This is a genomic window from Aeromonas sp. TECH754 (assembly GCF_056279295.1).
The window spans coordinates 2,708,651-2,734,694 of record NZ_JBWBRA010000001.1; the positions used below are offsets into that span (position 1 = coordinate 2,708,651).

The 26,044-nt window shown below is 60.2% G+C and carries 24 protein-coding genes; 2 read left to right on the forward strand and 22 right to left on the reverse strand.

What is annotated here, in order from left to right:
• Positions 1-22: 22 nt before the first annotated feature.
• From ACZ9IL_RS12135 to tapM, 15 genes are all read right to left on the reverse strand, one after another.
• Entirely contained in the window at positions 23-1,240 is a 1,218-nt protein-coding gene (locus ACZ9IL_RS12135) for an aspartate aminotransferase family protein (RefSeq protein WP_476003737.1), read from the reverse strand.
• Positions 1,241-1,518: 278 nt separating this feature from the next.
• Positions 1,519-2,100 carry an aminodeoxychorismate synthase component II gene (locus tag ACZ9IL_RS12140; protein ID WP_476003738.1) on the reverse strand — a complete coding sequence of 194 codons (582 nt, stop codon included), beginning with the start codon at positions 2,098-2,100 and terminating at the stop codon, positions 1,519-1,521.
• A gap of 21 nt (positions 2,101-2,121) precedes the next feature.
• Positions 2,122-2,337, reverse strand: a complete 216-nt coding sequence (locus ACZ9IL_RS12145) for a hypothetical protein (RefSeq protein WP_476003739.1) — start codon at positions 2,335-2,337, stop codon at positions 2,122-2,124.
• Positions 2,338-2,460: 123 nt separating this feature from the next.
• Positions 2,461-3,465: a tryptophan--tRNA ligase gene (gene trpS, locus ACZ9IL_RS12150; RefSeq protein ID WP_476003740.1), complete on the reverse strand. Its 1,005-nt coding sequence runs from the start codon at positions 3,463-3,465 to the stop codon at positions 2,461-2,463.
• 39 nt (positions 3,466-3,504) lie between these two features.
• Positions 3,505-4,170, reverse strand: a complete 666-nt coding sequence (locus tag ACZ9IL_RS12155) for a phosphoglycolate phosphatase (protein WP_476003741.1) — start codon at positions 4,168-4,170, stop codon at positions 3,505-3,507.
• On the reverse strand, positions 4,160-4,831 hold the full coding sequence (gene rpe, locus ACZ9IL_RS12160) for a ribulose-phosphate 3-epimerase (RefSeq protein WP_476003742.1): 672 nt from the start codon (positions 4,829-4,831) through the stop codon (positions 4,160-4,162). The genes ACZ9IL_RS12155 and rpe overlap by 11 nt, the downstream gene beginning before the upstream one ends.
• Positions 4,832-5,076: 245 nt before the next feature.
• The gene (locus ACZ9IL_RS12165) at positions 5,077-5,943 is read right to left on the reverse strand and encodes a Dam family site-specific DNA-(adenine-N6)-methyltransferase (RefSeq protein ID WP_476003743.1); all 867 of its coding nucleotides are present in this window, start codon (positions 5,941-5,943) and stop codon (positions 5,077-5,079) included.
• A 70-nt stretch (positions 5,944-6,013) separates the two neighbouring features.
• A complete protein-coding gene (locus ACZ9IL_RS12170) occupies positions 6,014-7,549 on the reverse strand; it encodes an AAA family ATPase (RefSeq protein WP_476003744.1) in 1,536 nt (511 codons plus the stop codon).
• Positions 7,539-8,621, reverse strand: a complete 1,083-nt coding sequence (aroB, locus tag ACZ9IL_RS12175; protein WP_476003745.1) for a 3-dehydroquinate synthase — start codon at positions 8,619-8,621, stop codon at positions 7,539-7,541. Before aroB ends, ACZ9IL_RS12170 begins: the two co-directional genes overlap by 11 nt.
• Positions 8,622-8,637: 16 nt before the next feature.
• The gene (gene aroK / locus ACZ9IL_RS12180; protein WP_033131012.1) at positions 8,638-9,156 is read right to left on the reverse strand and encodes a shikimate kinase AroK; all 519 of its coding nucleotides are present in this window, start codon (positions 9,154-9,156) and stop codon (positions 8,638-8,640) included.
• Between the two features lie 191 nt (positions 9,157-9,347).
• Positions 9,348-11,555: a type IV pilus secretin PilQ gene (locus ACZ9IL_RS12185; protein ID WP_476003746.1), complete on the reverse strand. Its 2,208-nt coding sequence runs from the start codon at positions 11,553-11,555 to the stop codon at positions 9,348-9,350.
• Positions 11,556-11,571: 16 nt separating this feature from the next.
• Positions 11,572-12,099 (reverse strand): pilus assembly protein PilP, encoded by a 528-nt coding sequence (locus tag ACZ9IL_RS12190; protein WP_476005348.1) that lies wholly within the window; start codon positions 12,097-12,099, stop codon positions 11,572-11,574.
• Between the two features lie 2 nt (positions 12,100-12,101).
• On the reverse strand, positions 12,102-12,701 hold the full coding sequence (gene tapO, locus ACZ9IL_RS12195) for a PilO family type IV pilus biogenesis protein TapO (protein WP_476003747.1): 600 nt from the start codon (positions 12,699-12,701) through the stop codon (positions 12,102-12,104).
• Positions 12,698-13,267: a PilN family type IV pilus biogenesis protein TapN gene (tapN, locus tag ACZ9IL_RS12200; RefSeq protein ID WP_476003748.1), complete on the reverse strand. Its 570-nt coding sequence runs from the start codon at positions 13,265-13,267 to the stop codon at positions 12,698-12,700. Before tapN ends, tapO begins: the two co-directional genes overlap by 4 nt.
• On the reverse strand, positions 13,255-14,316 hold the full coding sequence (tapM, locus tag ACZ9IL_RS12205) for a PilM family type IVa pilus assembly protein TapM (protein WP_476003749.1): 1,062 nt from the start codon (positions 14,314-14,316) through the stop codon (positions 13,255-13,257). Before tapM ends, tapN begins: the two co-directional genes overlap by 13 nt.
• 297 nt (positions 14,317-14,613) lie before the next feature.
• Here tapM and ACZ9IL_RS12210 point away from each other — a divergent pair, with 297 nt between their 5' ends.
• Positions 14,614-17,103 carry a penicillin-binding protein 1A gene (locus tag ACZ9IL_RS12210; protein WP_476003750.1) on the forward strand — a complete coding sequence of 830 codons (2,490 nt, stop codon included), beginning with the start codon at positions 14,614-14,616 and terminating at the stop codon, positions 17,101-17,103.
• A gap of 67 nt (positions 17,104-17,170) precedes the next feature.
• Here ACZ9IL_RS12210 and oxyR read toward each other — a convergent pair whose 3' ends face one another.
• The 3 genes from oxyR to ACZ9IL_RS12225 form a co-directional block, all read right to left on the reverse strand.
• Complete coding sequence (oxyR, locus tag ACZ9IL_RS12215; protein WP_476003751.1) at positions 17,171-18,067, reverse strand: DNA-binding transcriptional regulator OxyR; 897 nt, start codon at positions 18,065-18,067, stop codon at positions 17,171-17,173.
• A gap of 141 nt (positions 18,068-18,208) precedes the next feature.
• Positions 18,209-18,844 carry a DsbA family protein gene (locus ACZ9IL_RS12220; protein WP_476003752.1) on the reverse strand — a complete coding sequence of 212 codons (636 nt, stop codon included), beginning with the start codon at positions 18,842-18,844 and terminating at the stop codon, positions 18,209-18,211.
• 74 nt (positions 18,845-18,918) lie between these two features.
• Entirely contained in the window at positions 18,919-19,776 is an 858-nt protein-coding gene (locus ACZ9IL_RS12225; RefSeq protein WP_476003753.1) for a Vmh family MBL fold metallo-hydrolase, read from the reverse strand.
• Between the two features lie 124 nt (positions 19,777-19,900).
• Between ACZ9IL_RS12225 and ACZ9IL_RS12230 the strand changes: the two genes are divergently transcribed.
• Positions 19,901-20,803 (forward strand): LysR family transcriptional regulator, encoded by a 903-nt coding sequence (locus tag ACZ9IL_RS12230; protein ID WP_476003754.1) that lies wholly within the window; start codon positions 19,901-19,903, stop codon positions 20,801-20,803.
• Positions 20,804-20,854: 51 nt separating this feature from the next.
• Here the strand turns inward: ACZ9IL_RS12230 and ACZ9IL_RS12235 are convergent, their stop codons facing one another.
• The 4 genes from ACZ9IL_RS12235 to ACZ9IL_RS12250 are packed head-to-tail and all read right to left on the reverse strand — an operon-like array spanning position 20,855 to position 26,011.
• Entirely contained in the window at positions 20,855-21,637 is a 783-nt protein-coding gene (locus tag ACZ9IL_RS12235) for a BPSS1780 family membrane protein (RefSeq protein ID WP_476003755.1), read from the reverse strand.
• A gap of 36 nt (positions 21,638-21,673) precedes the next feature.
• Entirely contained in the window at positions 21,674-22,729 is a 1,056-nt protein-coding gene (locus tag ACZ9IL_RS12240; protein ID WP_476003756.1) for a fimbrial protein, read from the reverse strand.
• Positions 22,722-23,435, reverse strand: a complete 714-nt coding sequence (locus tag ACZ9IL_RS12245) for a fimbrial biogenesis chaperone (protein WP_476003757.1) — start codon at positions 23,433-23,435, stop codon at positions 22,722-22,724. Before ACZ9IL_RS12245 ends, ACZ9IL_RS12240 begins: the two co-directional genes overlap by 8 nt.
• Complete coding sequence (locus tag ACZ9IL_RS12250) at positions 23,435-26,011, reverse strand: fimbria/pilus outer membrane usher protein (protein ID WP_476003758.1); 2,577 nt, start codon at positions 26,009-26,011, stop codon at positions 23,435-23,437. Before ACZ9IL_RS12250 ends, ACZ9IL_RS12245 begins: the two co-directional genes overlap by 1 nt.
• Positions 26,012-26,044: the final 33 nt, after the last annotated feature.

The window sequence follows — 26,044 nt, forward strand, 5'->3', positions numbered from 1 at the left end:
GGCTCCCCACCTCAATTCCTGATCAGGCGTTGATAACCTGAGCGACCGCTTTCTCGAACCGGGCCAGACCTTCCTTGATATCCGCTTCCGGGATAACCAGAGAGGGAGCGAAGCGCACCACGTTGGTGCCCGCTACCAGTGCCATCAGCCCCTGGTCGATGGAGGCCAGCAGGAAGTCACGGGAGCGCCCCTTGAAGTCGTCGTTGAGCACGGCGCCCAGCAGCAGACCCTGACCACGTACCTCGCTGAAGCAGTGGTACTTGGCGTTGATGGCCTCGATGCCGTCACGGAACAGCTGTTCCCGTTGCTTGATGCCATTGAGCACCTCGGGGGTGTTGACCACATCCAGTACCGCTTCGGCCACGGCGCACGCCAGCGGGTTGCCGCCGTAGGTGGAGCCGTGAGTACCCACTTTCAGATGAGCCGCGATTTCGCTGGTGGTCAGCATGGCGCCGATGGGGAAGCCGCCGCCGAGCGCCTTGGCGCTGGTGAGGATGTCCGGAGTCACCCCCAAGCCCATGTAGGCGTACAGATCGCCGGTGCGGCCGACGCCAGATTGCACTTCGTCATAGACAAGCAGGGCATTGTGCCTGGTGCACAGCTCACGCACGCCCTTGGCAAACTCGTCGGTGGGACGAATGATGCCACCCTCGCCCTGCAGCGGCTCCATCACCACGGCGCAGGTATTGTCGGAGATGGCGGCTGCCAGCTCTTCCAGATTGTTGTAGGTGACATGAGTGATGTCGGCGGGTTTCGGGCCGAAACCGTCGGAGTAGGCCGCCTGGCCACCGACGCTGACGGTGAAGAAGGTGCGACCGTGGAAGCCCTGATGGAAGGCGATGATCTGGGTCTTGTGGGCCCCGAACTTGTCGATGGCATAGCGACGGGCCAGCTTGAGAGCGGCTTCGTTGGCTTCGGCACCGGAGTTGCAGAAATAGATCTTCTCGGCGAAGGTGGCGTCGACCAGCTTCTTGGCCAGGCGCAGGGCCGGCTCGTTGGTCATCACGTTGGAGAGGTGCCACAGCTTCTCACCCTGGGTTTTCAGGGCCTCGACCAGCTTGGGATGGCAATGACCGAGGCCATTGACCGCGATCCCGCCAGCGAAGTCGACATACTCGCGGCCTTCCTGATCCCAGACACGTGATCCCTCGCCACGCACCGGGATGATCTTGGCGGGCGCATAGTTGGGCACCATCACTTCATCAAACACTTCACGTGTCACTGCCAACAACTCTGACATTTTGCTCTCCTGCTAGCTGGCGACAGAATAATCCACCGCTTAAAAGTTAAATCCATGTAAACACATCGGCATTGTCACAGAAAAAAAGCTAAAAGTCTGCAACAAGTCGGGTTACAGGGAACAATGTTCGATTGCCTGTGAGATTTTAGGCAACCACATTGCATAACGGCTCAGGGGGGGCTGGCAAGAGATAATTTGGGCAGGGAGTGGGGTGAATAAAGTGTCAGAGAAAATATTTTTGGCCTCATCCCGATTCTGGGATGGGCATCACGATTTTTTCAGGAGGCGGCTAAAAAATTGGCCAGCAACTGGTGGCCCTGCTCGCTCAGAATACTCTCCGGATGGAACTGAACTCCCTCCAGCGCCAGTCGTTTATGCCGCAGCCCCATGATCTCGTCGACGCTGCCGTCGGCGTGCTCGCTCCAGGCGGTCACCTCGAAACAGTCGGGCAGGGTCTCACGCTCCACCACCAGCGAGTGGTAGCGGGTGACTCGCAGCGGATCGTTCAATCCCTTGAACACTCCCTCTCCCCGATGGCGGATCAGCGAGGTCTTGCCATGCATCACCCGACGGGCGCGCACCACGCGGGCACCGAAGGCCTGCGCCAGGGATTGATGGCCGAGGCAAACGCCGAGGATGGGAATTTGGCCCGCGAAGCGACTGATGGCCGCGAGAGAGATACCCGCGTCATTGGGGGTGCAGGGGCCGGGGGAGATCACCAGATAGCGGGGGGCGAGCCGGGCTATGTCATCCAGGCTCAGCTCGTCGTTGCGCTTCACCACCACCTCCTGCCCCAGGGCGCCAAAATATTGCACCAGGTTCCAGGTAAAGGAGTCGTAGTTATCGATCAACAACAGCATGGGATAACCAAAGGCAGAGGATCAACGATCCAGATAGCGGCCCTGTTCCATCTCGCGCTCGCGCTGGCATTCGGCCAGATAGATGGCGGCGGCGATGGCCGGGGTCTTGTGGTGCTTGTCGATGGCGTTGGAGACCATCAGTTGCAGGGTGTTGAGGTTCTTGGCCTTGCGAAACTTGCGCAGCCAGTGACCCTTGTCACCCAGTTCTTCAATCACGGTATTGGATTCGACAGACATGCTTTCTCTTGGGGCAAAAACCCGCGTTTGACATTGGAAGAAGGAATGACGAACAAGGGGTCGGGGAAAACAAAGAAAGCCAGGCAGATACCCAGCTCTCTCCTACTACACCTTCCCAGTATGTCAGGCTCGAGGAACGAAGCCGACTACATCATATACGCTGGTTAATGTTTTTTCAGCCCTTTCCCGCGCCTTTTGCGCGCCGGCCGCCAAAATTGCCTGCAGATGAGTCTCATCTTGACGCAGCTCGTGGAAGCGGGCCTGGATGGGCTCCAGCAGGGCAACCACGGCCTCGGCGGTCTCGGTCTTGAGATGGCCGTACATCTTGCCTTCGAAATGCTGCTCGAGTTCGGGGATGGCGCGGCCAGTCACCCCGGACATCAGGGTCAGCAAGTTGGAGACTCCCGGCTTGTTCTCCGGATCGAAGCGCACCACCGCCGGCTCGTCGGAGTCGGTCATCGCCCGCTTGATCTTCTTGATGATCTGCTTGGGATCTTCCAGCAGGCCGATGAAGTTTGCCTCGTTGTCGTCGGACTTGGACATCTTCTTGGTCGGATCCTGCAGGCTCATCACCCGCGCACCATCGACCGGGATGAAGGGCTCAGGCAGGGTGAAGACCTCGCCGTGCAGGTTGTTGAAACGGGTGCAGATGTCGCGGGTCAGCTCCAGATGCTGCTTCTGATCGTTGCCGACCGGGACCTGATTGGCCTGATAGAGCAGGATATCCGCCGCCATCAGCACCGGATAACCGAACAGGCCGACGTTGACGTTGTTCTCGAAGCGGGCGGACTTGTCCTTGAACTGGGTCATGCGCGACAGTTCGCCCATCTGGGTGTAGCAGTTCAGGATCCAGCCAAGCTCTGCGTGCTGGGGCACGTGAGACTGGATGAAGACGGTGCTCTTGGCGGGATCTATCCCTACCGCCAGATAGAGGGCGGCCGCGTCGAGGCAAGCCTTGCGCAGGGCGGCGGGCTCCTGGCGGGTGGTGATGGCATGCAGATCGACGATGCAGTAGAGGCAGTCGAAGTCATCCTGCATGTTGACCCACTGACGCAGGGCCCCCAGATAGTTGCCTATGGTCAGCTGGCCCGAGGGTTGAGCCCCGCTCAATACGATTGGTTTAGTCATCAGAGTGTTGATCCTTGTTATTCGTCCAACCCAGCAGCCTTATTCGGCCAACAGGGCATCGAGCTGGGCAAACTGCTCGCACACCCAATCCGGGCGGGAATCGGCGATGGGGCGGCCATAGTTGTAGCCATAGGTGAGCCCCACCACCTTCATGCCGGCAGCCTGGGCGGCCAGCACGTCATTTTCGGAGTCCCCCACCATCAGGGTGCGGGAGGGACTGACCCCCAGCTCGTGGCAGGCATGCAGCAAGGGTGCCGGGCTCGGCTTCTTCTCGGGCACGCAGTTGCCCCCCAACCAGAGCGCGAAGCAATCCGCAATATTGAGGGCATCCAGAATGGGTTGCACGAAGTGGCTCGGCTTGTTGGTCACCACCGCCTGGCGGTAGCCGAGCCGTTGCAACCGGCGCAGGCTCTGCTCGACCCCTTCATACATGCCCAGCCCTTCCAGCAGACAGGCCTGATAGTGCTGGTCGAACAGTGGGCGCGCCCTGGCGAACAGCTCGGGGGCCTCGCGGTAATCCAGCGCCCGCTGGATCAGCTTGTCGGCCCCGTTGCCGACCCAGGTCCGCACCACGGCTTCGTCGGCCTCGGCCAGATCCAGATCGGCGAGAGTACGGTTGACCGCCAGCGCCAGCTGGGGGGCGCTGTCGATCAGGGTGCCATCCAGATCGAACAGCACCAGATCAAAGGGACGTTCAACGGACATGAGCCAGCTCCGCCCGCATCTGATCGATCACCGCCTTGTAATCCGGCTTGCCGAAGATGGCGGAGCCGGCCACGAACATGTCTGCGCCCGCCTCTGCGATCTCGCGGATGTTCTCCACCTTGACGCCGCCATCGATCTCGAGACGGATGTCGCGACCACTCTCGTCAATCAGGCGACGGACCTGACGCAGCTTGTCGAGAGTGCCGGGGATGAAGCTCTGGCCACCGAAGCCCGGGTTGACCGACATCAGCAGGATCACGTCCAGCTTGTCCATCACGTACTCGAGGCAGGAGAGCGGGGTGGCCGGGTTCAATACCAGACCCGCCTGGCAGCCCTGCTCCTTGATGAGGCCCAGGGTGCGATCCACGTGATCCGAGGCTTCCGGGTGGAAGGTGATCAGGTTGGCACCCGCCTTGGCGAAATCGGGCACGATGCGATCCACCGGCTTGACCATCAGGTGCACATCGATAAGTGCCTCGATGCCGTAGTCACGCAAGGCCTGGCAGACCATGGGGCCTATGGTCAGGTTGGGGACATAGTGGTTGTCCATCACATCGAAATGCACCACGTCGGCGCCGGCGGCCAGCACCTTGGCGACATCTTCACCCAGACGGGCGAAATCGGCGGAGAGGATCGAGGGGGCAATCAGAAAGTCTTTCATCAGCGTCATCCATTGGCAGCGTGGCAGAAAAAGCGGCGCAATTTTACCGCAAACGGGCGATGAAAACGACCCGCAAGTGCAGGGAAAGCGGACCGCCAGTCTTACCGCAAACAGGCGGTGAAAATGCCCCGCAGATTTCTACCAAAAATGACCAGAAAGCAGAATGGATGCGGGTTTGAGCCGCGGTAACGGCCCACCGACTCGAAAACGACGACGGCTCCCGAAGGAGCCGTCCATGCACTATCTCAGGAGACCAGCTCGGTCTCGCTCGGATAGTAACCTTGTTCCGGCGCTATGCCCGGCGGGTAGAGAGCCAGCAGCTCGGCCACCTTGTTGCGACCACCGCCATTGCGGCTGATGGTGCGCTTGACCAGGATCTCGTCCAGCCGGGCACCGCGATACAGCTCTCGCGTCAACTCGAGGTCGTGATTGCTGATAAGTACGGGAACCCCTTTGTGCGCGGCGGTATGGCGTGCCAGACGGGCCAGCAGGGCCTGATCGTCCAGGCTGAAACCACCGGCCGAGTAGCTGGTGAAGCTGGCCGTGGTGGAGAGCGGCGCGTATGGCGGATCGCAGTAGATCACCCAGTCTTCCTCCGCTCTGGCCATGGCATCGGCATAACTCTCGCAGATGAAGGTGGCTTTCTGCGCCTTCTCGGCGAAGGCCCACAGCTCTTTCTCGGGGAAATAGGGCTTCTTGTAAGAACCGAACGGTACGTTGAAGCCGCCCTTCTTGTTGTACCGGCACAGGCCGTTGAAACCATGGCGGTTCAGGAACAGGAACAGCTGAGCCCGCTCGAAACCGGCTTCGGTCTGATTGAACTGGGTACGCAGTCGATAGTAGGCGGTCTTGTGATTGTATTCGGCCACAAACAGCTTGCGTGCCTCGCCAATGAAGCTGTCCGGCTGCTGCTTGAGGTGATTGTAGAGGCCGATCAGATCCGGATTGATGTCGTTGAGCACGTAGGCATCGTAATCGGTGTTGAGAAACACCGAGCCCGCCCCGACGAAGGGCTCCAGCAACACACGCCCGGCCGGCAACCGCTCGGCTATCTCTTCGACCAGGGAGTATTTTCCCCCGGCCCATTTTAAAAATGCGCGTGTTTTTTTCATGGAAATCCGGTGTTAAGAAGGCAACGCTCAAAAAAGGGGGAAGATTCTACCCCCTTCACAGGGCGAATGGCTATTGCTTCAACTCTTTTTGTATCTGGGCAAACGACTTGGGCCAGGGTTGTCCCTTGAGCAAGGCCGGGGACAACTTGCGGATCGCCGCCTTGGCCTGGGTGCTGTTGGCATAATCCCCCTGCACCACCACATACCAGGGGCTGCCACGGAAGCGGGTCTTGTAGACCCACACCTTGCCCGCCAGCCCATTCTCGGCCACGAAGCTGTCAACCGCCTGGGTGTTGCTCCCACCCATCAGCTGGATGCTGTAGTGATTCCTGGCCTTCTTGTTGAGCGTGGCGACCGGCGTCAGCGCCACCTTGGGCGCCGGCGCGGCGGCTGGTTCCGCCACGGTAGACTTGGGTGCAACCTTGGCAGCAGGAGTAGTGCTCTGGACCTTGGCAGTCGATTGCGGCGTCACCGCTGTCGATGCCGGCTCGGAGCCACCGGTCAGCTCGTCCACCACCGCCGTGGGCAGGGCGCCGCTGACGTTGGGCTGCTTCATCAGCTTCTCGACCACCTCGTCGGAGATGACGATACGGCGTCCCTCGTAATTGGTCGACTCCGTGGTGACCGTCTCGCTCTCGACCTTCTTGGGCAAGGTCTTGGCATCAGGCTGCCAGTCCCGGGCGACCTGATTGTTACCCGGTTCGCCGGACGAGGTGCCACTGGCCAGGGCCCCGCTCGCCCCCCCCGCATTGAGCGGATCGGCCACAACGGGATTGGGCAAAGCCGTGCCCTCGGACGACGCCTGGGTATCCTCCTTGCCCTTGTCATCAAACAGGGGAAGGTAACTCAGGGCCAGCAGGCCGGCGGCGGCCAGCGCCAGCGCGGTCGCTATCTTCTTGACGGGCAACTCGGCCTGGCGTTTCTTGGGCCTTCTGTCGGTCATGATATCCTCCAATGACTGCATGATGGCGGACGGGTGTCCGTTTGCTCCATTCAGGATCTCTTCCACTTTCGGCTTGGGCAAGAGGGCTGTCGGGATCTTGAGCTCTTTGGCCTTCTCATACAAGAAGATACGCTGCTCCGGCGCGCTCAGTGGCGCGACTTCCAGCTCGAGTGCGGGCATCGCCCGCCCCTTGAGCCCGGCCTTCTGGTTGTGACACCAGAGAGCCCCGCCCGAGAGCACTATCGCCAGTTTGTGGGGATTATCGAGGGTGTCATTGTGGCGACAGAGCGCCCACAGCTCCCCGACCAGCTCCGCAGGCAACTCGTCGGCGCGCTCGATGAGCAGCAGCAGGGTCGAGGATTTGCTCTCAAGCATGCGAAAGAAACTGTCTGCCAGTGCGTCTTGCGGATTGAACAGCGGCCTCGCCACCACCTGCTGGAGCAGCAACTGGCGCACGTCAGCCATCTTCATGGCAGAGCTGCCGATGAGGCTCACCACCCGTACCGTGTCGGGTAGTCTTCCCAGCAGGGATTCACACAGGGTGCCACGCCCGCTGCCGGGTTTGCCGCAGAGAAAAATAAAGGGGTGGTTGAACTCAATCAGGTGCAGCAGCCGGTCAACCAGCTGCCGCTGGGAAGGGAGTTTTAGCAGTTTATTCGTCACGACCAGACTCGATCACCGCCATCAATTGTGCATCCGTGACGTCGGCCACGACCTGGGCCTGGCCGATCCCGACAGGCAACACCAGTCTCATCTTGCCTTCCAGCACCTTCTTGTCGCGGCGCATATGGCGAATGAAGGCGGCGAAATCCATCTCGGGGGGGGCCTGAACAGGCAAGTCTGCCGCCAGCAGCAGGGCGCGGATCCGGGCCACCTCTTGTTCGGTCACATCGCCACGGGCCAGGGCCGTGTCCGCTGCCAGCATCATGCCCGCCGCCACCGCCTCGCCATGCAGCCAGTTGCCGTAGCCCTTCTCGGCTTCGATGGCATGGCCGAAGGTGTGACCCAGATTCAGCAAGGCGCGCACGCCGTGCTCGGTCTCATCCTGCGCGACCACGTCGGCCTTGATCTCGCAGCAGCGGCGAATGGCATAGGAGAGCGCAGCCGTATCGAGTCGCTGCAGACGGATCATGTTGGCTTCGAGCCAGGAGAAGAAGTCGGCATCCCAGATGATGCCGTATTTGATCACCTCGGCCATGCCGGCAGCGAATTCGCGAGCAGGCAGGGTCTTGAGGCATTCGGTATCGATGACAACATGTTTGGGCTGATAGAAAGCGCCCACCATGTTCTTGCCGAGGGGGTGATTGACGGCGGTCTTGCCGCCGACGGAGGAGTCAACCTGGGAGAGCAACGTGGTAGGCACTTGAATGAACGGAATGCCACGTTGGTAGCTTGCCGCAGCAAAGCCGACAACGTCACCTATCACGCCACCTCCCAGAGCGATGAGGGTGGTATCACGACCGTGGTTGGTTTCCAGCAGAGCAGACATGATCCGCTCGAAGGTTGCCAGGGTTTTGTAGGCCTCGCCATCCGGCAGGATCAGATGTTCCACCTGAAAACCGGACAGCAACTGAATGATCTGCTCAAGATACAAGGGGGCAACGATGGTGTTGGTCACTATCATGACCCGCTTGCCCTTGATGGTCTGCGTCAGCACCTCGGGGCGTTGCAACAGACCAGCAGCTATCTCAATCGGATAGCTGCGTTCACCCAATTCGACCTTCAACCTTTCCATGGACGTCCTCTATTGATTACATACCAATCAACTTAACAATTTGATTAGCAACAATTTTTGCACTTTGATCATCCGTCTGGATGACAAAGTCAGCCACTTCTTCATACAGGGCGTTGCGTTCTTGCGCCAGACGCTCAAGCACTTCACGCGGTGGCTCTTCGGTTTGCAGCAAGGGGCGACGTTTGTCTCTCTGGGTACGTGCCAGCTGCTTCTCAATGGTGGTTTCGAGGTAGACCACGATGCCACGCGCAGAGAGCTTGTTACGGGTTTCGCGACTCTTGATAGCGCCGCCTCCCGTCGCCAGCACGATGCCTTGCTGTTCAGCAAGATCACCGATGACCTTCTCTTCGCGGATCCGGAAACCCTCTTCGCCTTCAACATCGAACACCCAGCCGATATCGGCACCACTGCGGCGCTCAATTTCATGATCCGAGTCGAAAAACTCCATGTGCAGTTGTTCTGCCAGATGTCTACCTATGGTGCTCTTGCCCGCACCCATGGGACCTATCAGGAAAATATTGCGTTTCTCAGCCATGTCTTTTCGTTAGTAATTACAAACTGTATGGCCCCGGTAAACACTCGACCGGGGTACCTATGAACCTTATCTTGCGATGGATCAGGAGGGGGATTATCTCAATAGAAATCGGGACTGGCAACCGCAGCCCTTACGCCCCAGCCTCATTGGGGCGTAAGGTTATATGTGTTTTACCCTCACATGTAAAGTTTTCAGAGGGCGTCGGTGACTATCCTCGGGGTCACGAAGATCAGCAATTCCCGCTTCTTGTTCTCGCTGGTGGTTTTCTTGAACAGGTAGCCAAGACCGGGGATATCTCCCAACAATGGCACCTTGCTGACGTCGCTCTTGATGGTCTGTTGATAGATACCACCGAGTACCAGGGTCTCGCCGTTGTTGACCAGCACCTGAGTGGTGATCGACTGGGCATTGATGGAAACGGCATCCCCGGTACCGGTCGGAACGGTTTCCCCCTTGGTATCCTGAGTCACGGTCAGGTCCAGAATCACCCTGTTGTCCGGGGTGATCTGCGGCGTCACCTTGAGGCTCAGCACCGCCTTCTTGAAGGTGACCGAGGTTGCCCCGCTGGAGGAGGACTCCACATAGGGGATCTCGGTACCCTGCTCGATCAACGCCGGCTTCTGGTTCGCGGTGGTGACACGCGGGCTCGCGATGATCTCGGCCTTGCTCTCTTTTTCCAGTGCCGAAAGTTCGAGATCCAGCAAGGTACCATTGGCCAGACGCGCCACCTGGAATGCCAGGGTACCGGCGGCATTGGTCACCGGCAGGTTGACGTTCAACCTGTCCTCGACATCTGGCCGGGTGATGGCAGAGGTACTGGCATTGTTACCCGAACCATCGTTGCCCTCTATGGTGCCCGAGGTGCCATTGCCGTGACCATCGGTCTTGGTCACCCCCCAACGCACCCCCAGCGCCTCATCGAAACCGTCGTCTATGGTCACCATGCGGGCTTCGATCACCACCTGTTTGACCGGGATATCGAGGATATCCAGCATCCGCTTGACGTTGCCGATGACATCCGCCGTGTCCTTGACCACCAGCACGTTGGTCCGCTCATCCACGCTCACCGCGCCCCTGGCAGAGAGCAACTTGGTACTCTCGGAGGAGAGCAAGGCAGCGACTTCGGCCGCCTTGGCATAGTTGATCTGCAAATATTCGGTATAGAGCGGCGCCAGATCGGCCACCTGATTGCGACTCTCCAGTTGCTGTTTCTCACGGGCGGCAATCTCATCCGCCGGCGCCACCAACAGAATGTTGTTGTCCAACCGCTTATCCAGCCCCCTAACCTTGAGGATGATGTCCAGCGCCTGCTCCCAGGGCACGCCATCGAGGCGCAGGGTGATGTTGCCGGAGACGGAATCCGTGGTCACCAGGTTGAGGTTATTGAAATCGGCAATGATCTGCAGCACGGTACGTACCGGAATATCCTGGAAGTTCAAGGAAATAGGCTTGCCCTGATACTGCTTGGCCGTGGTCGTGGCGACACGCTTCTTCACCTCGATGATGAACATCTTGTCGGCCTGATCGTAGCGATAGTCAAACTGCCCATTGACCGAGATCTCGAACAGGGTGTCGTTGCCCTGGCGGAAAACCTCCACCTGGGAGACCGGGGTGGCGAAATCCTGTACGTTGATGAGATTGAGCTGATCGTCCGGTATCCGGGTCCCATGGAACTTGGCCAGCACCTTCTGACCACGGCTGCTGACGTCTACCGCCGCCGAGCTGTTGTCCAGGGTAACGAGAAACTCCCCCTGCCCTTCCTTGCCACGCCGGAAGTCCACCCCTTTGACCGAGTTGAAATAGGCGCCCCCCGCATTGGCCTGTGAAGTGGTCAATACCGGTTTGCTGGCCACCATAGGTGCTGCCGCCGAGGTGAGCTGAGGTTGTGGCTGTGACTGATTCTGGGCAATCCGCTGGGTATCAACCAAGGCTGACTGCGCCACCGGCTGGCTCCTGACCAGCGCCGATGAGGTAACCGTGGGAGAATCGGCTGCGGTCACCGTCGATTGGCTGACCTTTTCTCCCAATGACACCAGCAATTTATTGCCCTGTTGATGGACCTGATAGGGCGTCAACTGATCGAGAGCTATTTTGATATCGAGCCCCTCCCCCTTGCCCTCTACCTTGAGGCTGTCCACCCCTTGCTGTTTGATGGGCAACGGATTGACCGTCAAGGCCCCGACGGCCCCGGGCACATGCAGCAGAAGCTGATTGGGTTCATAAGAGAGCCTGTCGGTAAAGCTGCTCACGGGCTCGCTGAAACTCAGCTCCAGCAAGAGCTGATCGGCCAACAGTGGATTCACTTTGACCTCCTGCAGCGTTGGTACTGCCCACACCTGACCACATGCACCAAGACACAGCAGCGCCACGCTGGTCATCTTGCTTATTGTTGTTCTCATCTCTGCTCATCCCTGATCATTGTTTTGCGTCGAGATTGGCCATGGCCAGCTGAGTTTCTCGGGTGACCCAGCATCCTTTGCCGTCCGGTACCGTCTCCATCAAGTCAACATGGGTATTGGTGATCTTGATGACCCTTCCCTGATCCAGCCCTATGTATTGATTTAGCCCGACACGCACAGCCTGCCCATCTGGAGTTCTTATCAGCGCCCATAACTGCCCTTGCTTGCCGATTGACCCCTTCATGCTCAGGCTAGCCAGCGAATAGCGCTCCAATACCTCCTTGTCTCGATTGGCCACTATCTGGGCGCAATCCGGTTTAGCCTTGGCATCGACCCTGGAGCTGGTCTCTGGTTGCGGTTCAATGAACGGACTGCGTTGATCATTTCGCTGATAGACCATAGGGGTAAATGGCTTTATTTCCGGCAAGGGTTCGATAGGGATAGGTTGTCTTGCCTTGGTTTGCTGCACATATTCATCCATGTCCTCCTGTCCGCCACAAGCCGTCAACAACAGCACCGACAAGAGGAGGCCGATCACTCTCATGCTCATGGCTTCTGCTCCACGGTTTTACCGTTGTATTTGTAAGTTTTGGCCTGCATGGACATGCCAATCATTTCTCCTTGCTCCTGGCTTTGGTTGAGCAGGAACGACTCCAGGATCACGATACGGGGCAAGGCCGCCATGTCGGCCGTGAATTTACCGAGCTCGTGATAGGTCCCCACCACCTCGATACGCATGGGAAGCTCGGTTGAAAACTCGTGCTGGATCTCGGCTTCCCAGTTAATCCTGTTCAGTTTGAGACCGTTATCGGTGGCAATAAAGCTAATGTCATCCAGCAGTCCCGCCACTTCGTGAGTATTGGGTAACTGCTTGAGCTGGGTATCGACCAACTGTTCAAGCTGTACCATCTGCTTCTTGTATGCCCCCAAGTTGGCGGCCAGCATGGCCTTGCTCTCGAACTGGGCCTTCAACTCACCCTCTTTACTCGCCTCCTGGCGCAATGCCGTCACAGAGTTGGCAATCACGTAGTAGTAGATGGCGCCACCAAGCAAGGCACAGCAGAACAGAATGAAGATACCCTTTGCCGCCTTTGGCCAACGTGCTATGTCATTGAGATCCAGATCATTGAGCTGCTGCAGATTCATTCTTGCCCCTTAGCGACGTTAAGAGTCGTGCCGGCGATCTGGAACATCATGGAGAATTGGCTGAGTGCAACGGGAGCCACGTCTGCCGTGAAGATGGTGCTGAGCTGTGATTGCCCCAGCCAACCCGAGCCATCGATGCGTCTCATCATGCTGGCAACCCGACCGTAGGCTTCGGTCTTGCCGTTGATATCGATCCGGTTGTTTTGGAGCGCAAGGGTATTGAGGTAGACGCCGTTGGGTACCAGCACGGGCAATTGGTTGAACAGACGCACCGGTATATTGCGCTGCGTCTGCAATTGCTCGATGAGTTGCATGCGATCGATCAGCTCCTTGCGTCGATCCTTAAGCAACCGTATCTCACCAAGCTGGGCATCGAGTATGGCCATTTCCTGCTGCAGCCGTTGATTGCGTTGCTGTTGATAACCAATCTGCTGCATCACCAACCAATCAATGGCAAACGCAAAGGATGCTGTTGCCGCCAGAAAAATTCCGAGCATGACGCCAAACTGCTTCTTCTGGCGCTGGGCCCTGGCCAGTCGCCAAGGCAGGAGGTTTATATTTGACATGGTGTGAAGCTCCGCAGTGCCAGACCCAACGCAGCCATGTATTTGGCCCCATGAGTTTCCCCCCCGTCTCCCTTGGGCTTGCCGAACAACACAAAGGGATCGGGATGCAAGACCTCACAATTGAGCTCGCTGCCTATCTGCTGGGCCAGACCCGGCAGCAGGCTGCCACCGCCCGTCAATACCAGTTTCGGCAATTCCTTGTTGCCCGACGAGCTGCAAAACAGCTGCACATTGCGTCTGACCTGCAACACCAGCGTACTGAGATGAGGTGAAAGCACGTCGACCTCATGATCGGCAGGCAAGGTGCCCTTGAGCTTGGCAAGCTCGGCCTCCTCCAGACTCATACTGTAAAAAGACGCCAAGGCTTGGCTGTATTGATCGCCACCAAAGTTCTGCAAGCGGGAATAGATGATCTGGCCTCTGAGCAGGGCGGCAAAGGTCATGGCGCTGGCACCGATATCGATGATGCCGACCGGCTTATCCGCTGTCTGCAACTCGGGCAGGCAGGCCAGGACGGCACGCCCGAGCGCATGAACCCCCACATCCACCACCTTGGTGTTCATGCCCGCTTCGGTGAGGGCGCTGACCCGGCCGCTGACGCTTTCGGTACGGGCCGCACTGAGCAGCACCTCTTGGCGGGTCTCATCGGCCGTCATGCCGAGGATCTCGAAATCCAGGCTGACCTCGTCGAGCGGGAAAGGGATGATTTGCTCAGCTTCCTGCTGGACCTGGCTCTCCAGTTCGCTATCGCTGATCCTGGCATCGACCTGGATGACCTTGGTGATGACGTTGGAGCCGGTCACCGCGGTGGCCACGTGCTGGCACTCCCCCTGGATGAGGCGCTTGAGGGACTTGAGGGATTGGCTGACCCGTTCGATATCCTGCAATTGATAATCGACCAGGGTGCCCTTGGGCGTGGCTATCTCGGCGATCGATTCGAGATGCACCTTGCCGGGACGTCCGCTGAGGGTGACGGCCTTGATGGTTTGACTGCCAAAATCAATACCCGCCAAGGAGAGGAGGGATCCTTTGCTGAATAGCCCAAACATATACACATCCATGCGTTATTGGGTTTTAGGACTTATTGTAGGACAGCTCATCACGAGGTGGTGACTTACCTCAATATAATGCTCTATCTATCAATGTCATAAAGTTTATGTCAAAAATTGACGCGGCTCTCCTTTCGGCCATGCCCGCCGCCCTCTTGGTAATTGCGCCATGGAATGCTACCCTCGCGCCTCTTCTCGAGGTCAGGGTCTGTGGACAGGAAAATCTCGAATCTGCGGGGGTAAAAAGGCTATACTCTGCGCCCGTTGGCTAATTTTAAGACGATTGGTAGTTCTTCCATGCTGAAATGGCTCGTTCGCCTGTTTATTGTCATGATGCTGGGTGCAGTGCTGGGTGTTGCCAGCCTCATCGGCATCTACTTCTACATCAAGCCCCAGTTGCCGGATGTGAGCGCACTGCGCGACGTCAAACTGGCCACCCCGATGAAGGTGTACAGCCGGGACGGGGAACTGATCTCCCAATTTGGCGAAATTCGTCGCATCCCGCTGCGGCTGGACGAGATTCCCCAGCCCATGATCGATGCGGTGCTCGCCACCGAGGATGCCCGCTTCTATGAGCATCCGGGGATAGATCCCATCGGCATCATTCGTGCTGCCACCGTCTGGGCCGTCTCCGGTCAAGCCCGCCAGGGCGCCAGTACCATCACCCAGCAGGTAGCGCGCAACTTCTTCCTGAGCAACGAGAAGACCATAGTGCGCAAGGTAAAGGAAGTCTTCCTGGCCTGGCGTATCGAGCAGAATCTCTCCAAGGACGAGATCCTGACGCTCTATCTCAACAAGATCCCCCTCGGCTATCGGGCATTCGGGGTCGGCGCCGCCGCCCAGGTCTACTTTGGCAAGGAGGTCAAGGATCTGACCCTCGATGAGATCGCCATCATCGCAGGCTTGCCCAAGGCGCCCTCCATGCTCAACCCCATCCGTTCCCCCGAGCGCGCTTTTGCGCGTCGCAACGTGGTGCTGGGACGCATGCTGGAGACTGGCAAGATCACCCAGGCCCAGTTTGACGAAGCCTCCAAGATGCCGATCAAGGCCCGTTACCACGGCGCCGAGACGACCCTCAATGCCCCCTATCTGAGCGAGATGGTTCGCCAGAAGATGGTGGAGCAGTTTGGGGAAGATGCCTACACCATGGGGCTGCACGTCTACACCACGGTCACCGCCAAGCGCCAGCGAGCCGCTCATCAAGCCCTGCTGGACGGCGTCTTCGACTACGACACCCGCCACGGCTACCGTGGCCCGACCGCGCTGCTGTGGAAGGCGGGTGAGCCCGACTGGAATTACGACCAGATCATGGCCCACCTGGCCAAGCAACCCACTTACCAGCCGCTGATGGCGGCCGTGGTCACCAAGGTCGGCGACAAGAGTGCCACCCTGGTATTGAAGAATGGCAAACAGGCCGAGCTCGGCTGGAATGGCATCAAGTGGGCTCGTACCTTCATCACCGATGATCGCCAGAGTTATGCCCCGAAATCGGCACGGGACGTGCTGAAAGTCGGTGCCCAGATCTGGGTGCGGGAGAAAGGGGAAGAGCTGCTGCTCTCCCAGATCCCTGACGTCAACGCCGCACTGGTCGCCATGAATCCGCAGGATGGGGCCATAGAGGCGCTGGTCGGCGGCTTCAGCTTCGAGCTGTCCAAGTTCAACCGGGTCGATCAGGCTCGCCGTCAGGTCGGCTCCAACATCAAACCCTTCCTCTACGCCACCGCGCTGGAGCAGGGTTACACCCTGGCCTCTCTCATCAACGACGCGCCGATCAACCAGTGGGATCCGGCCAAGGGCCCCATGTGGCAGCCCAAGAACTCACCGGCCATCTATGAAGGCCCCACCACGCTGCGTCTGGGGCTCGCCAAGTCCAAGAACGTGATGTCGGTGCGGCTGATGCGTGCCATCGGGCTGGATACCTATATCGACGGCCTGACCCGTTTCGGTTTCGCACGGGACCACATTTCCGCCAACGAATCCCTGGCACTCGGCGCCGCCGAATTCACCCCGCTGGAAGTGGTGCGCGGTTATTCGGTGCTGGCCAACGGCGGCTTCCAGGTCACCCCTTACTTCATCACCGAAGTGACCGACAGCTTCGGTACTCCGCTGTATCAGGCCAATCCGGCCGCCGCCTGCCGTGACTGTGGCGCACTGGCCGCCGCCGGGCTCGACACTGCCGAAGCCTATGCCAATACCGTCCCGGACTGGAAAGCTCAGTGCCCGATCGACCCTGTCGTGCCGAACAACATGGCGCCGCAGACCATCAGCGCCCAGAGCGCCTTCCTGGTCACCGATACCCTGACCACCGCCATCTGGGGTGGCAACGGCTGGCGTGGCACCGGCTGGCGCGCGGCCCGCGACCTCAAGCGTCACGACATCTCGGGCAAGACCGGGACCACCAACGAATCGCGGGATGCCTGGTTCTCCGGCTACACCCCGAATCTGGTCGCCACCTCCTGGATCGGTTTTGACAACCACCAGCGTGGCTTGGGCCGGGCCGAGTTCGGTGGCGGTGCCGCTCAACCCATCTGGATCGACTTCATGAAGACCGCCCTGCAACAGGTGCCGGAACGCAAGATGCCGGTGCCGGAGGGGATCATGCAGGTGCGCATCGATCGCGAGACGGGTCTGCTGACCAATCGTACCGACGGCAGCACGACCGAGGAGTTCTTCAAGGAAGGGACAGAGCCGACCCGCTACGCGAGCCAGCTCTCCGACGGCAATCAGGTCTACGGGGGCGATGGCCCCAGCAGTGATGGCCCTGTCTCGACCGACGACATCTTCTAAGCTGCCCCCGCAGACGATAAAAAAACCGGCGCCCAAGGCGCCGGTTTTTTATTTGTCCATCAAGATATTATGCCAGCAATGGCCGCATCAGCAGCGAGATACGAGCGGCCAGCTCATTGAAGCAGGGCCTGCGCACCGAATAGTGACGATAAAGCAGCGAGATAGCGCGCCCCGGCACCGGATCCACGACGGGTCGGTAACTGACTCCCCGCTCTTCTGGCTGGGCCGGCACGGCGAGCCGGGGGATCAGGGTCAGGCCGCTGCCCGCCGCCACCATGTTACGCAACGTCTCCAGGCTGGTGCCCTTGAAGCGCTGATCCTCGCCAATACCGGCGGCGAAGCAGAAGCCCATCGCCTGATCCCGCAAGCAGTGACCATCGGCCAGCATCAGCAGCTTCTTGCCCTTGAGGTTGTGCAGCGGTACCGACTTGGCGCGCGCCTCGGGATGCTGCTGGGGCACGGCGAGCCACATGGGCTCCTGATACAACGGGATAGACCCAAACCCCTCCATCCCTTCCAGCTCGGCCAGGATGACGCAATCGAGCGTCCCCTCCTCCAGCAGCTTGAGTAACACCTGGGTCTGCTCTTCGTAGAGATAGAATTCCAGCTTGGGGAAGTGATCCCGCAGATCCTGGATGATGTGCGGCAACAGGTAGGGGCCGACGGTGGGAATGAAACCGATGTGGATCTCGCCCGACATCGGCTCGGCAAAGTGCTGGCCTATGCTCTTGAGCTCACGCACCTCTTTGAGTACCTTGCGGGCCTGCTGGGCCATGGCGTCACCGGCTGACGTGAACAACACCTTGCGAGAGGTGCGTTCGATCAGGATCACGCCCAGCTCGTCTTCCAGCTTGCGCAACTGGCCGCTCAGGGTCGGCTGGCTGACGAAACAGCGCTCCGCCGCCTTGCGGAAGTGTTTCTCCTCTTCCAGCGCTACCAAATACTCGAGATCGCGAAGGTTCATACGTCCTTAAATCCGGCTAAGCCAATGGGGTCATTAGCATGCCCAAGAACGGGGGGTGGGACAAGGGATGCCGACACAATGGGTGGCGGCAGTTCACATCCTCACTATTTTGTGCGGCACGCCAGGGGAATGGCCATGGCATCAGGCGGCCATCAGGGACGCCAGATGACGGGAGAAGGCCTCCGGCTCACCGAGGAAGGAAGAGACCGCCAGCGGGACCAGGCGCTCTCCCTGCATCAACCCCAGAGTCGGATAGCCCTGCCCGCCGAGGTGACGCAGCCAGACCTGGCACTGGGCCAGATGCTCGCTCAGGTTCACTCTTCGGTAGGCCTGCTCGAACGCCTCCGGCGCCATGCCCTGCTCCTGCGCGAGCCTCGTCAGATGGGCGAGATCTCCCACCCACTGGCCATCGCGGTAATGGGACTGCTGGATGCGGTGCAGCAGGCTCAGGTCATCCCCTCCCAGCGCCGCGACCGCCAGGACGGCGCGAATGGGCGGCTCGGAGTCGAGCAACAAGCCGTCCTTGAGCAAGAGCTCATTGAAATAGCGCTCTCCAAACGGCTGGCCGCTCAGGGCCTGGATCCGCTCGTCATGGGGCCGCACATAATCGCGCAGCGCCGCGCCCATGGGTTGACGGCGATCCCCGAGCCAGAGGCCACCGGCATGCAGGGCAATATTCAGCCCCGGGATCCGGGCCGCGGCCTCGAGCAAGGGGGCCGCACCATAGCACCAGCCACAGAGCGGGTCGTACACATAATGCAGGGTCATGTTATTCATGGGCTCACTCCAAAAAATGAAAAAACCGGGCAACCACTGCCCGGTAAAAAACACAGGAAATCAGACTCAGCCAATTACCACTTCATCTCGCCGGTCGCGACCTTGGCGCCTATGGTCAGGCCATCATCGACCGGCAGAGAGGGGTAGGCCTGCTTGAGCGCCTCGATCAGCGCGGCTGATCCCTTGGTGCTGCTCAGCGCCTGCTCGAAGCCTTGCACATAGTCACGGGTGAAGGTGACCGCCTCGACTCCCTTGGGCTCGGCCCCGAGGAAGTGGCCGGGCACGACTCGCTCGGGTTTGAGGGTCAGAAGCTGGTCCAGGGTCTGCACCCACTGTGTCCGCTCGGCCTTGGTCTGGCTATCCGCCATCCACACGTGTACGCCACCGTATACGGGGACACCGCCCAGCGCCGTCTTGATGGACGGGATCCAGAGGTAGGCCGCTGGCGTGTTCATGGCCTTGATCTCAATCGTCTCCCCTTCCAGGGTCAGCCGGGAGGCGGTCATCACCTGGGGCACGATCAGCTGCTTGGGCGCCTGCTCGGCCAGGATCGGGCCCCAGTACGCCAGCTTGGCATCCTTGGTCTGCTCGATATGGTCGACCACGTACTGACTGGCCAGGATCTTGACGTCGGGGAAGGCGGCCTTGATGGGCTCCAGCCCGAAATAGAAGTCGGGATCCCCGCCGCTGATGTAGACAGTGGTCAGTTTCTTGCCGCTCTTCTTGATGAGCTCCACCAGCGCCTTGCCATCATTCACTCCGAACTGGGCGTCGATGAGGATCGCCTCCTTGTCGCCCGCCACCAGCTCGGAGGCGACGGGGAAGATGGCCTTCTCGCCGGGGTTGTAGACGGTCACTGTCAGCGGGCCCGCCAGGGCGGCGCCACCGAGCAGGGTGCTGGTCAGGGTCAGGGTGCGAAGCAGGGTATTCATCGGGTATTCCTCATAAGGTGGTGTTGTTCAGCGAATACCCACAGTTTAGTGAAACTTTATCGGTGCAAATACCGCATAATAAGCACATCACTGTTGCGCAAATCGATCATATTGGGAGCCAGGAATGGATCGACTGACCGCCTTGCGGGTATTTGTCTGCGTGGTCGAGCAGGGCAGCCTGAGCGGTGCGGGGGAAAAACTGGAGATGTCGCGGGCCATGGTGTCGCGCTATCTGGCGGAGCTGGAGCGCTGGATGGGCGCCCGCCTGCTGCATAGAACCACCCGCCGGCTGAGCCTCACCGGACCGGGGGAGGAGGCGCTGAACCGGGCAAGATCCATGCTGGTTTTGGGGGAGGAGATGGAGCAGCTGGCCATCCGCAGTGACGAGGCTCCCAAGGGGCAGTTGCGCATGACCAGCAGTTATTCCCTCTCGGAAGCCTTGCTGGTCAAGGCCGCGAACGACTATCTGGCCCATTATCCCGGCACCGCCATCGACATCCTGCTGCTGGACAGAACCGTCAACCTGGTGGAAGAGCGGATCGATCTCGCGGTACGCATCACCAACGATCTGGATCCCAACCTGGTGGCCCGCCGCCTCGGCACCTGCCACTCCGTGGTCTGTGCCAGCCCGGCCTATCTGGCTCGTCATGGGGTGCCGCAGCGGGTGCAGGATCTGGCCCTGCACAATTGCCTCACCTACACCTATTTCGGCAAGAGTCTGTGGGAATTTCAGGGGGTCGATGGACCCGAGTCCGTGCCGGTGAGCGGCAACCTCAGCGCCAACATCTCCAACTTGCTGTTAAAGGCAACCCTCGATGGGGCGGGTATCAGCCTGCAACCACGCTACTCGGTGCAGGCGGAGCTGGAGAGCGGGGCCCTGGTGCCCTTGCTGACCCAGTGGCAGCCCAAGCGACTTGGCGTCTATGCCATCTACGGCACCCGCAAGCAGATGTCCCCCCTGCTGCGCAGTTTCCTCGACTTCCTCATCGCGCGCATGGCCGACGATCCCCTGTGGCAAACCGAATGAGCGCACAAGAAAAAGGGGCCCGTAGGCCCCGTTTTTTCATTCAGAACGGGCTTATGCCTCGAAGCCGAACGCCTTGACTGGCGGTGACGCCTCTGTGCTCTCCTGCTCTTCCAGATAGATGTCACGGTAGGCCGCGTAGATGGAGTAATTGATGGCCGGTAGCACCACCAGCAAGCCGACCAGCAACAGGAGGGCGCCGAACAGTATCAGTACCGCCCCCAGCAGCCCCCACCAGAGGAAGGGCCACATGTTGTACAGACAGCCCTTGAAACTGAGCCTGGCCGCCTGCCAGATCCCCACCCCGTGGAAGAAGATGAGGGCGGGAGCGAAGGTGATGGCCATCAGCACGGGCACCAGCAACGCCAGCCCCAGCAGCAGACAGAGCAGGAATCCCTGCGCCTGCTCGGGCGTCACCGTCAGGGTTTCCGGATCCTGGGACAGCAAGCCGGTCAGATCCCACAGATGCAGCAGGCCAAAGCAGATCAACAGGATCAGCGTGAACAGGCCGAGCACCATCAGCCCCCCCAGTATCAGCGGCGTCAGCCGGTGACGGAAACCAGAGAAGAAATCGGAAAACTGAAGAGGCTGCCCCGCAAAACCGCGCGCCGCCACCGCCACCCAGCCGGCGCCCCACACCATGTACAGCAGCTGGGAGATGAAACCACCCGCCGGCAACTGCTCCAGCACCATTCCCACCACGAACCAGAGCACTATCATGGCCACACTGGCCCCCATGCCCTTGTTGAAGATATCGAATCCCGTACGGATCCAGGCCCAGCCTCGCCCTATGGGGTGGCGCTTGGGTTCGCTACGCAGGATGTTGTCACTGTTCATCGTCAACCTCGTTGAAAAAAGCAGGAAAGCACGCGATCAAGGCACGCTCACCGTGACCATGATGGTCCCCGTGTAAGCGCCGGTGCGCACCACCTGACCCGGCAGCCGGGTCGGATAGAGCCTCACCTTGTAGTTGGTGTTATTGGTGGCTGCCGAATAGGGTACCGCGATGACAGTATCAAATGGAATAGAGGTCTGGGTGTCCTGCTCGAGCATGCCGACCCCGACCCCGGCCAGGCTGGTGGTGATGAAACGATTCTGGCTGCTGAGCGCCCCCCCGAAGCTGTAGCTGAGCGGCACCACGTAGTCACTCGGGATCTGGCTGCAGGTGACGCTCACATTGACGCTGCGCGGAGCATAACCTCTGGGCACATCGCCCTCGACGAAGGCACTCTGGGCCACGGCCCCGAGATCGATGGGGATGCTGGTGCCGGCCGGGAACTGACAAGTCGGGGTCGAGGTGACGCTAATGTTCATCGACAGGGTGCTGAACGCATTGGCCGGGCTGGTATCCGGCATACTGGAGCGCCGCACGAAGAGGTAGGCAACGGTGCCATTGAAGGTCTGGGTACCAGTGACGCCCTTGAGCAGTTTCAGGGTATAGCGACCGCCATTCACGTTGATCCCCCCCAGCACGGAGACATTCAATAGGCCACCGACACAGGCGCTCAACAGCCCTATGGTCGTGGTATTGAAAGGCACGGTTTGATAGCCCCCGCTGCCTGCATTGAATTCGGCCTTGAGGCCAAAATAGGAGTTGAGCTTGATGAGGGTCCCGAGAGGATCGGAGACGGTTGGCAGGCTGGTGGTGCCCTGATAATAAACCGTCACAAATAATCCCACCGAGATCCCGACACAATCACAGGTGGCCGTGTTTGTGGTCGAGAAGGTGGTGGGACCGTTGGTGGCTCCGGGCTGATAGAACGTACTGGTAACGGTAATGGGCCCGGTTGCCACAAAGGGGCTGGTGCATTGGCCATTGACGGCATGAGCCCTCGGCAACCACAGCAGGCAACCCAAACACAAGACACCGGCCATCAGGCTCCGACGCACCATCATGCCCACGCCGTGACTCCCAGTCTGTTCACTCATCACTGCCCTCCCTGCCCAGTACAAATGCCTGCTCGTGGTAGTTACCATCATCATCTATCCAGCGCACCTTCCCTTTTTCAGTAGTCGCTTCGACTACTTGGATGGGTATTGGCAGCATGCCATAGGGCGGAATCAGGCCCGCCTGTTGCCAACTGGCCCCCGTCGCCAGCAGCACCTCGCTCAGGCTGATGTGGAAGGGGCTGGGGTTGCTGACGATCAGCCCTTGTGCCTGCGCCTGCCAGTGGAGCCGGGTAACCGCATCCGCCACCGTTCCCTGCAACCCGGCGGGACGATAGAACAACTTGATCCGGGTGCGATAGGCCAGTTGCACGCTGGCCGCCGAGGCGCTCGCCTTGGGGGGCAAGCCGAGCACATTGAGCCAGAACAGGGATTCCCTGTCCCGGGGCAGCCGGTTCAGATCCGCCCCCAAGATGCGCAGGGTCTGACCCCTGTCCGGTCCGAGTCGCATCATGGGGGGCACCACCAGGAAGGGGGTGGCGGCCTCGGCCGGTCCCTGATTCTGGTTTCCTCCATCGACCCAGGCCTGCAACAAGCTGGGCTCGGCTCCCCCGTTGTGGACCATCAGGCTGGCCTCCCCGCCTCCCTCATAGACCAGCCGGGTACGCATCAGGCTGAGCGCGGCTTCCGTATGCGGTCCCCACAGCAAGCCAGCGAGGACAAGACCCCACCAGACCCAGCCTCTCATTATCCGGCCTCCGTCGTGACGCAGCGTGCAGCCACCTGCTGATAGGGTACGGCCGGATCAGATTTTGGCGCCCGATAGTCCAGTCGGCACTGCTGGGAGGGCTCCTTGCCCCACTGGACATGCAGCACTGAATAGTCGCCGCGCACGAAGATGAGCCCCCCCTGCCCAACCACGGCCACGGAGCCGCCCGCACCATCCATCACCTCGGCGCCAAAAGGCGGGGCACTGCCATCCGGCCGCTGTACTTTCAGCAGCAACGGCTGGCCGATGTGGGTCTCGTACGCCAGCTTGACGATGGCTCCCCGGCGCGGCGCCACCATCTGGGCGCTGCCATCTATCTCCACGTCCAGCGGCAAGCCAGTCGGATCCAGGCCGATGACGTTGGTGCGATAGGGGTTGAGACCGGCCAGCACGGCGTAACCATCTCCGTCCACCTCGCTGCCGATACCCTGACTGATCCTGGCCCCCTGGGCTCCCTTGGCCTCCACCAACGCCATCGTCTCCCCTTGCGTCTGCCCCAGCACCCAACCGTCCTCATGCACCAGCAGGGTGCCCTTGGCCGAGGCCACATACTGGGAGTAGCCCTCTCCCTGGCTGGTCGAGAGGCCAAGCTGGGTCGCCGCCGTCTGGTATTGCAGGTTGGCGCCGTATCCCTGATAACCCATGCCGCCGCCCCGGCTCTGGCTGCCGTAGAGCCCGTAGTAGAAGCGTCCGTCCCGGGAGCCACCGTTCAGATCCAGTCTGGCGCTGTACCCTTGCCCCTCCTGATAGGAGACAGTACTGCTCAGGCGTGGGGCACCGAGTCGGTTCCCGATGGGAATGCTGAGACTCAGCATGTATTGATCGCCGACCCCGTCGTCGAGCGAGTGGCTGGCCGAGAGCGTCAGGCTGCCCCAGTCAAAGCCCAGGTTATAGCCGAGCTGGAAGCTGCTGCTCTCGGTCTGCCCACCCCAATAGTCGCGGCTGATGCCGTTGAAGTAGAGATCCCCCCAATCCCCTATCGGCTGGTTGATGTTGAGCTGGAAGCGATTGCGCTCGCGCTGCAGCTGATCGAAGGTCTGCGCCTGCACGGCCGCCACATCGCTCAGATCCAGGTAGCCCTCGCTGGAGAAACGATAGGCCGCCAGGGTGAAGTAGGTCTGGGTCAGATCCATCTGCTTGCTGTACGTGAGACGGTAGCTCTGGCCGGAGAGCGATGAGGGCAAATCGGACATGGCAGGCAGATCCCGAGCCCAGGAGCCGGTGACGTCGAGCGCCAGCGCACCATAGTCAGATCCCACGGCGGCGCCCCCCAGCAGGGCGGCATAATCCTCGGCGGCTATGGTGCCGCCGTACAGGGTCAGGGTGTTGGAGAAACCGCGCCTGTAGGTGCCTTGCAGAAAATCCGGGCCATCGGGGCCAGCCTCGTTACGATAACGGCCAAGTGTCAGACTGAAACGCGAGGTATCGTCTCGCAGCATCTGCACCACCGAGGAGAATGGCAGGGTAAAACTGCGGGAGCTGCCATCCGCCTCTGTGATGGTCACATCCAGATCGCCGGCGAAGCTGGTGGCATAGAGATCATCGATGGCAAAGGCGCCGGGGGCAACCTGGGTTTCATAGATGAGGGCGCTGCCCTGGCGGATGCTGACTCTGGCATTGCTCTGGGCGACGCCACGTACCACGGGGGCAAAGCCCCGCTCAAAATCGGGCAGCATGGCATCGTCGCTGGCCAGCTGCACACCGGTAAAAGGTACGCTGTCGAAGCTGTCCCCCGGGGTGAAATACTCACCCAGGGTGAGCTGGGCAGTCTGCCCGGTGACATCCCGCTGAACATAGCTGTTGAGGGACTGGTAACTGCCGCCATCATTGCCCTGGAAAGAGCCATTGTGACGCAGCCGCCAGGCCCCCAGGTTGATGCCGGTATTGAGGTTGACGCTGTTGCTGAACTGCTCGTCGACGCCTTCCTGCTCGCTGTAATAGAGATTGGCGTTATAGCCGACGAAGGCCGCATTGATCCCCTGCACCCACTGATCGGGACCGACATAATCGCGCCTGACCTGGCCCACATAGGCCTGCGGCAGGCTGAGTGCACCGCTGAGGCTTGCCAGATCGAAGGTGAAGCTGGCCCCCGGCACCAGCGAGGCTACCTGGATGCAGTCACTTTCAAGCTGTTGCCTGACCGATGCTTGATGGGGCAACTTGTCGACAAGCAGGCCCCACTGCGTCAATTGGCCCGGCTTGAAGCAAAACAGGGGCGTCTTGGGATCGGCCCCCGCTCGCACCTCTACTTGCTGGCTCACCTGCTCCTTGCCATTGATGGTGATGTCGATCTGATAGAGGCCGAGGGGGACGAAGTCAGCGCTGGCGAAGCGGGCCAGATCGATGTTCACCCCCAGGCTGTCGAGCAACCGGCTGTCAAACTCGACGTCCGTGGGGGCGGTATCTACCTGGGTCGCTACCGAGTGGGGGGCTGCTTCATCCGCCATGGCCAGGAAACTCCAGAGCAGCAACGACAACAGCCCGTATTGGCGGCCATGACGTCTGGCACAAAAACGGGTCGGGGAGGTGGATAACGGGAGAACGCTGGCAATCACGGCATACCTCCCCTCTCAGAGCCAGCAGAAGTG